Annotated in this window: 4 protein-coding genes and 2 pseudogenes; 4 read left to right on the top strand and 2 right to left on the bottom strand. The window is 37.1% G+C overall.

Annotation, left to right across the window (positions count from 1 at the left end; all coding sequences use genetic code 11):
• Positions 1-267: 267 nt before the first annotated feature.
• Positions 268-2,115 (top strand): annotated as a pseudogene (locus BFL01S_RS17980) (type IA DNA topoisomerase); the annotation flags it as partial.
• A 176-nt stretch (positions 2,116-2,291) separates the two neighbouring features.
• Here the strand turns inward: BFL01S_RS17980 and BFL01S_RS17975 are convergent.
• Together BFL01S_RS17975 and BFL01S_RS17970 are read right to left on the bottom strand one after the other, a co-directional pair.
• Positions 2,292-2,675, bottom strand: a complete 384-nt coding sequence (locus BFL01S_RS17975; RefSeq protein ID WP_225001647.1) for a hypothetical protein — start codon at positions 2,673-2,675, stop codon at positions 2,292-2,294.
• Between the two features lie 234 nt (positions 2,676-2,909).
• Positions 2,910-4,079 carry a macrolide family glycosyltransferase gene (locus BFL01S_RS17970; protein WP_061786529.1) on the bottom strand — a complete coding sequence of 390 codons (1,170 nt, stop codon included), beginning with the start codon at positions 4,077-4,079 and terminating at the stop codon, positions 2,910-2,912.
• Between the two features lie 376 nt (positions 4,080-4,455).
• Between BFL01S_RS17970 and BFL01S_RS17965 the strand changes: the two genes are divergently transcribed.
• From BFL01S_RS17965 to BFL01S_RS17955, 3 genes and pseudogenes are all read left to right on the top strand, one after another.
• Entirely contained in the window at positions 4,456-5,904 is a 1,449-nt protein-coding gene (locus BFL01S_RS17965) for a DHA2 family efflux MFS transporter permease subunit (RefSeq protein ID WP_061786528.1), read from the top strand.
• 415 nt (positions 5,905-6,319) lie between these two features.
• A pseudogene (locus tag BFL01S_RS17960) lies at positions 6,320-6,523 on the top strand (staphylopine family metallophore export MFS transporter CntE); the annotation flags it as partial.
• A 226-nt stretch (positions 6,524-6,749) separates the two neighbouring features.
• Positions 6,750-7,541, top strand: coding sequence for a SurA N-terminal domain-containing protein (locus BFL01S_RS17955; protein ID WP_061786527.1), 792 nt, complete (start codon positions 6,750-6,752; stop codon positions 7,539-7,541).
• Positions 7,542-7,569: the final 28 nt, after the last annotated feature.

Raw genomic sequence — 7,569 nt, 5'->3', positions numbered from 1 at the left:
CCAGATAGGTAAGGTTCCAAATTTAATTGGTTTGTCATGCTCTAAATAGATTAAATTATCCATAAAAACCTCCACACCAATAATTTTGTACAATTCTGTACTATGCTTTCATAGGAGATAAACCTAAATGAATTTTAGCAATAGAATCTATTATGTGCAATAATAAAATCTGAATATTTAGATTAAACTTATTCTTTTCCTTTCCCTCAACGTTTAGATTGAGTACAATTATGTACAATAATATTATGTGCATAATTATAGAGATAAGCTGAGCGTGAAGGGGAGGCAATCATTCGAATCATCCTAACGCTTTGTAAAAACAGCAAGCCGATGAAGCGCCTTTGGATTTCTTCGCTAACGCCAAAAGCAGTGATAAACGGTTTTGAAAACCTGTTAGAAGAACAAGAAACAAGAGATATTTATTACGAAGCGTTAAGCCGAGCGTGTGCGGATTGGTTAATCGGAATGAACGCTTCTAGAGCATACACGCTCTTGCTTCAGAAAAAAGGAATTTCAGACGTTTTTTCGACAGGACGAGTGCAGACGCCCACGCTTGCTTTGATCGTTAAGCGCGAGCATGAAATTGAAAATTTTAAGTCTGAACCGTTTTGGGAAGTGCTGGCTACGTTTAATATGGACAACAAAATATATCACGGTAAGTGGCATAAAGACGGTGATTCTCGCTTAACTGATGAGCAGATGGCCCATAAAATTATGCAGTTTTGTAAAGGGAAAAATGCGGTTATTGATTCCATTGAAAAGGAGCGCAAAGAGTTTCAAGCACCGTTTTTATTCAACCTTTCCTCATTACAAGCAACAGCTAATAAAATGTTCAAATACTCACCGCAAAAAACGCTTGAAATTGCGCAAAAGCTTTATGTGAAAGGGATTATCTCTTATCCAAGATCTGATTCGAGCTATGTGACAAAAGAAGAAGCGGGAATGTTTCCAGATACGCTTGCAAAGATTAGTGAGCTTGGTGCATTTAAGGAATTTTTCCCTCTTCCTATTGAGTCCATTATGAATAATAAACGGTATGTAAACGAAAAGAAAGTAACGGATCACTATGCCATTATTCCGACAGAGCAGGTGACAGATCCAGCTAAAATGTCAGGGGAAGAATCCAACATTTATACGCTCATTGTCAAAAGATTAATTGCAGCACACTATAAGCAATCCATTTTCGACTATACGACCATTCACACGCTCGTCGAAGGACGGGCAACGTTTATTTCAAAAGGAAAAGAGCAAATCCAAGAAGGCTGGCGCAAAGTTATTTATGGGAAGCAAAAAGAAAAAGACGCAGATGAGGATGAGCAAGACCTTCCTTCACTAGAGGAAAAAGAAGAAGGAATTGTTCAGGATGTAAAGGTGAAAAACGGAAAAACACAGCCTCCAAAGCGCTACACGGAAGGTCAGCTTATCACGCTAATGAAAACAGCTGGAAAGCATTTAGATGACAACGAGCTTGTGAAGGTGTTAACCAAAACGCAGGGGCTAGGGACAGAAGCCACACGTGCAGGAATTATTAGCGTTCTTCGCGATCGCAAGTATATCGAAGTGAAGAAGAATCAGGTGTTTGCCACGAATAAAGGAAAAGTACTAATTCAATCAATTGGACCAAGTATTCTTGCATCACCTGAAATGACGGCCAAGTGGGAGCAGCGTCTTCATGAAATTGGTCAAGGAAAAGCATCTTCTCAAGAGTTTATGGAACAAGCGAAGAAGCTTTCTCTTAAGTTAATTGAAGATGCAAAGGAACAAAGCAACCATTGGTCATTTGACGGATTTGATCTCAGTGAGTTCAAGCAAACAAGAGGTAAAAAAGGTGGAAAAGGTAAGACGACTGGAACAAAAGTAGGAAGCTGCAAAAAATGTGATGGTGACATCGTTGACAAAGGAACGTTTTATGGCTGTTCTAATTACCAAAGTAATCAGTGCAATTTTACATTTTCAAAAAAAATTCTTGGGAAAACGATCTCGCAAGCCAATGCGAAAAAGCTGTTAAAAGACGGGCAAACGAACCTCATAAAAGGCTTTAAAAAAGGAGACAAGATCTTTGACGCGAAGCTTGAGTTAAAAGGAGATAAGACTCAGTTTTTGTTTGAAAAATAAAGAGTAGCTACACAATCAGTCACTAGACTTGTTGTGTAGCTACTTTAATTAATATAAGATTTGAGATCCATTCTCATAGCCTTGCTCAACTGCAACCTTAACTGTTTCTGAAGTACATGTATGAGTTTTAACCTGCTAGTTTCTAGCTCCATTTTAAGTTCTCCTTTTTATGACGTTTATTCTAATCTTTCCATTTCTTTTAGAAGTCTGTCATACCGGGCATCTCTTTCTTCCACTTCTTTCTTCAGATAAGATTCCTTTTCTTCATCAATTACAATATAGCTCGAGTCTGTACTAAACACATACGTTTTACCGTTTTCTGTCTTGTAGCCTATTATATTATCTAAAATGGTTGTACCGCTGTTCTTTTCATAAAGATTATAAGAGGTTGGAGGCCTTCCAATTATGTATTTATTATCAGCAAAACCTACGACATGATCTCTTCCTAAGCCAACAGCAGCACTAATAACGAGCAGAGTAGTACCAATTGCACCTAAGGTAAGAATAATCCCTAAAATAGATAAACCTACTACAACTACCGAGCTGATTAATTTCTTCATTCTTTAATCACCTTTAATATAGTTTGTTGTTATTTACTTAATTGTATAAAAAAGGTATATTGGTGTACAGCAATAAATTATTTATTTATAGATTGCTTCATTGGAAGCAGTACTACGAATCTACTTAAGTAGTTAGCTTAGCAAAACATGATTCTCAACAGATAAAACATGTATGGAAAGATGAATGAATTACTCAAAAAAGCCTGCATCCAACGCTAAGGGTGCAGGCTTTCATTACAATTCACGCGCAATAAATCGATCAATGATATGGACCGCTTCTCTAGCACCGCCACACTCTTGAAAGCTTCGGTTAATGGTTTGAATACCTTCTTTGTATTGCTCATTAGCAAGCACTTCGTTTACCGCTTTTTTGAGCGTGTTTGAATTGACGTGCTCTTTTTGCAATCTGTATCCCGCTTCTAGTTCTGTTAAGCGCTGGGCGACCATCGGCTGGTCTTTATCATGCGGGATGACCACCATCGGAACGTTAAAATGAATAGCTTCATTTACGCTGTTCATGCCTCCGTGCGTAATAAACACATCTGCGTGCTCAAGGACCTTGAGCTGAGGCACGTAAGCGGAAATGATAAAGTTTTCAGGTGCTTCTTTAATTTGATTCATGTCAGCTCGTTCACCTGCAGCGATGACAACTTTACCATCGAAGTTTGCAAAGGCATCAATGCACATGTTAAAAAACTCTTCAGTGTGATCAAGTACGGTTCCCATTGAGATAAACAGAACTTGTTCGTTCTTTAACATGTCAATAGGAAAGTTATCCTTATCAGCACGATTAGGAAAAGTCGGACCGATGAAGACCTTCGATTCATCAAATTGCTCATTGTTAGGCTGGAAATATGAGCTCGTAAACACAAATGTTAAATCAGCAGAATTGTTCATAAACTGCTGGATATTTTCTGGTTCCACACCGTACTGCGTCTTCATTTTTTCAAGAAGATTTAGCGCTTCTTCATTTGGTTGTAAGTGAGATAGAGGCATGTTTTTGTGAAATTCCTCTGGAAATAAAAAGGAGGCTGATGAGCACACGCCAGGAATTTGTAAGTAGTCTCTTACAAGCTGGCCAGCACCAAATTTTTCGTAAAATACAAGATCAAATGTAAATGTCTCAGATAACTTCTTTGTCACTTCTAACGTATCCATGGAGTTTTGAATATTCACGTTTAAAAAGGTATGTAACCCTTGTGTTGAATACGTATCAATTTGCAGTTTGCTTAATAAATCAGGCTGAAGGTGGACGGTTGCTCCTGCACCTTCTAAGCGTTCCTTGAATTTTCCAGCTGTAATATAGTGGACGCTATCACCTCTTTCTGTAAAAGCTTTTACAATACCAATAGTAGGATTGACATGTCCTTCTGCAGGGAAATTAACCATTAAAATGTTTGCCACTTAAACCACGGCTCCTTATCTATATACTTAAAATCTATTAGATGATGATTTTAAGCAAATGTAATAAGCTCCCCATTCATAAATAAATGGTAGGCAATGGAAACATTTTTATCATACTTTTTGAAAGGGTGCAATAAATATGGTTGTTATGGTAACGGTATCCAGTATAAATGATTTGTTTGGCATAGGAAAAATGAGTCAATAGTAATAGTTTAAGTGAAAGAAGTGGGTATAATAAAGAAAAAGTAAAGTTTAAGAAATTACAAACATTAAACTTGTATGATAATCCTATAAATGGTATATTTCTTTAGGCTGAGGACATTACTTATATACTGTTATGTACTTATAAAAAGATAGTAAGAGGGAGGAATTAACTATGAGTAACCAGCAGGCTGCACAAACTCCTAACGTAAAAGCTTTGCCGATTATTGCTTCGTTTCTAATCGCTGGGTTCATCGGACTATTCAGTGAAACAGCTTTAAATATGGCTCTTCGTGACTTAATTATTGGCTTTGGTATTCATGAGACAACAGCACAGTGGCTTACAACAGGATACTTATTAACGCTTGGTATTTTAGTACCAATTTCAGGCTTCATTCTTCAATGGTTTACAACAAGACAGCTATTTATTGCGTCGCTTATCTTTTCCATTATTGGAACGTTTATCGCGGCAATCGCACCAACATTTAGTGTATTAATGATTGCTCGCGTGGTGCAAGCCATTGGAACAGCTCTTCTTTTACCCCTAATGTTTAATACCATTTTGGTCATTATTCCGCCTCATAAACGCGGAAGAGCGATGGGGATTATCGGTCTTGTGATTATGTTTGCACCAGCGGTTGGTCCAACAGTATCAGGTCTGATTTTAAAAACACTTACGTGGCACTGGATTTTCTGGATTTCGCTGCCATTACTACTTGTGGCTTTGGTGTTTGGATCATTTTTTATGCAAAACATTACAACACCAACAAAGCCAAAAATTGATATCTTGTCCATTATTCTTTCAACAATTGGCTTTGGTGGGATTGTGTACGGCTTTAGCAGCGCTGGAGAAGGCGGTGGCTGGGGAAGTACCGAAGTAATTATTGCCCTTGTAGTTGGGATTTTAGGTTTGATAGTCTTTTCAATTCGTCAAGTGAAAATGAAAGAACCAATGCTTGATTTAACAGCATTTAAGTACCCAATGTTTGTTATTGGGCTTCTCTTAATTTTAGTTTCGATGATGGTTATTTTGTCATCCATGATGATTTTACCGTTATACTTACAAACATCATTAGCTCTATCAACATTTGCAGCCGGATTAATGCTTCTTCCAGGAGGAATTGTGAACGGACTTCTTTCACCTGTAATGGGTGGGCTATTCGACCGTTTTGGCCCTAAGTGGTTAGTTATTCCTGGTCTTATTATTGTAGTAGCGACAATGTTTGGCTTTTCAACGATTTCACTTGAAACGTCAACAGCGCTTATTGTTGCTTTGCATATTGCCCTTATGATTGGCGTTTCCATGATTATGATGCCGGCTCAAACAAATGGTTTAAACGAGCTGCCACCAGAGCTTTATCCACACGGTACAGCAATTATGAATACGCTGCAGCAAGTAGCAGGTGCAGTAGGAACAGCGGTTGCAATTTCAATTTTATCGTCAGGTTCTAGAAGTTTTATGGAATCTGTATCAGACCCAACAGATCCATTAAATGCAGTGCTTGCGTTTACCAATGGTGTTCAAAACGCTTTTATCTTTGGTGCGATCGTCGCTGTTGTTGGCTTGATTATTTCGTTCTTTATTAAGCGAATTATTGTAGATAATCAAGAGCAAGCACATTAACATGATGAAAAGAGTAGTTCAAAATCGAACTGCTCTTTTTTATTTATATAAAAGTAAAAAATAAATAAAATTCAAGTATATGTAAAGGCGGGGTTACATGTCCAAAAAATAATCAATATAATACTGCTGGTTTCCATATCAGCTTACTCACTACTACATCTAATTCTCCAAAAGAAAGTCCAGTGAACGAAACAGGTAAAGCTGAAGAAGGGGTAAAAGTCACTACAATTGTTTCGAAAGAAGAAAAAGTCAAGGAAGAGTTAAAGGTTTAAAAATAGAAAACAAAATGAAATTAAGATTTTTTTATTATTTACAAGAAGGTTTGAAAGAGGCAAGAACAAGAGAATTTAGATAAGAAATGAAAAGGAAGCTGGGTTTAATGGCCTAGCTTCCTTTATTTGTGAAAAGAAAATGAAGTTTTGTATTGCCAGCTACTAATCGAAACGTTCTTCTTGGATTATTTATCGCTACAGCAGATTTAGGTGTTTCATTGGGCAGTGTGGTTATGGGACCCGTTGCGGATGCTTTATCCTATCCGGTCATGTACACGGTTTGTGCAGGATTAGGTGCTTTAATGATTCTATTTTCTTATGACAAGCGTAACCAATTTGTTAATTAAATACGCTTATTCCATAGAGTGTGATATGTTATACATATTGATTTGGTAAGTTTTTACCATCTTTTTCAGCTAAGGTGTATAAAATGACGAATCTTTTCAATACTGTTACAGATATGTAAAATTGATCGAATTACTTTCTTTTTAGAAGCATGTTCGATACAATGCCCTCAAGATGTTTTCTAAACGAAAGCAATTCTTTGAAAAGACGAAAGGAGCTCTATTAGCTATGAAGAAATTGAAATACCCTTTCATCATTGGACTACTTTCCGTAGCCCTTGCAGCATGTGGCTCAAACGATGCTAGCGACAGTGCTGATAAAAAAGAAGATTCGAAAACAGCTCAAACGGAAGAGCAGCAGAAACAAACAAAAGAACAAGAAAAGCAAATGAAAGAAATGCAGGAGAAATTAGAAAAGCAGCAGGTAGATGAAAAGAAAACCGTAGCGCTTGTAAATGACGAAAAGATTTTAGGATCTGAATATAACCAAGTGCTTCAAACATCTCAAATGCAAATGCAGCAAATGGGGCAAGACCCAACAACAAAAGATGCAGCTAAGCAGGTTAAAAATCAAACAATCGATAGCTTAGTAGGACAAACGCTGCTCATTCAAGATGCAACGGAAAAGGGTTATAAAGCATCAGAAGACGAAATTAATAAGCAAATTGAAGATGCTAAGAAGCAGTATGATTCTGAAAAAGAATTTAACAATGTATTAAAGCAAGCAGGTCTTAATATGGATCAATTAAAAGAACAGCTGGGTGAAAGCATTCAGTACAATAAATATGTAGAAAAAGAAATTAAGGCTGAAGAAGTAACAGATAAAGAAGTGAAAGAGTACTATGACCAATATGCGAAGCAAGCAGAAAGTGCAGGGTCAGAGCAACAGCAGCAACTTCCAAAATATGAAGAAATAAAAGATCAAATCAAAGGCCAGCTTGAACAACAGAAGAAGCAAGAAAAAGTAGGCGAACAAGTTGAAAAGCTGAAAAAAGAAGCAAAAGTTGATGTGAAAATTTAACCTAAAGTAATGCAAAGAGACTGAGACA

The sequence above is a fragment of the Priestia flexa NBRC 15715 genome, from assembly GCF_001591565.1.
GTDB classification, from domain to species: Bacteria; Bacillota; Bacilli; order Bacillales; family Bacillaceae_H; genus Priestia; species Priestia flexa.
This window is presented reverse-complemented; position numbering and strand designations above follow the sequence as displayed.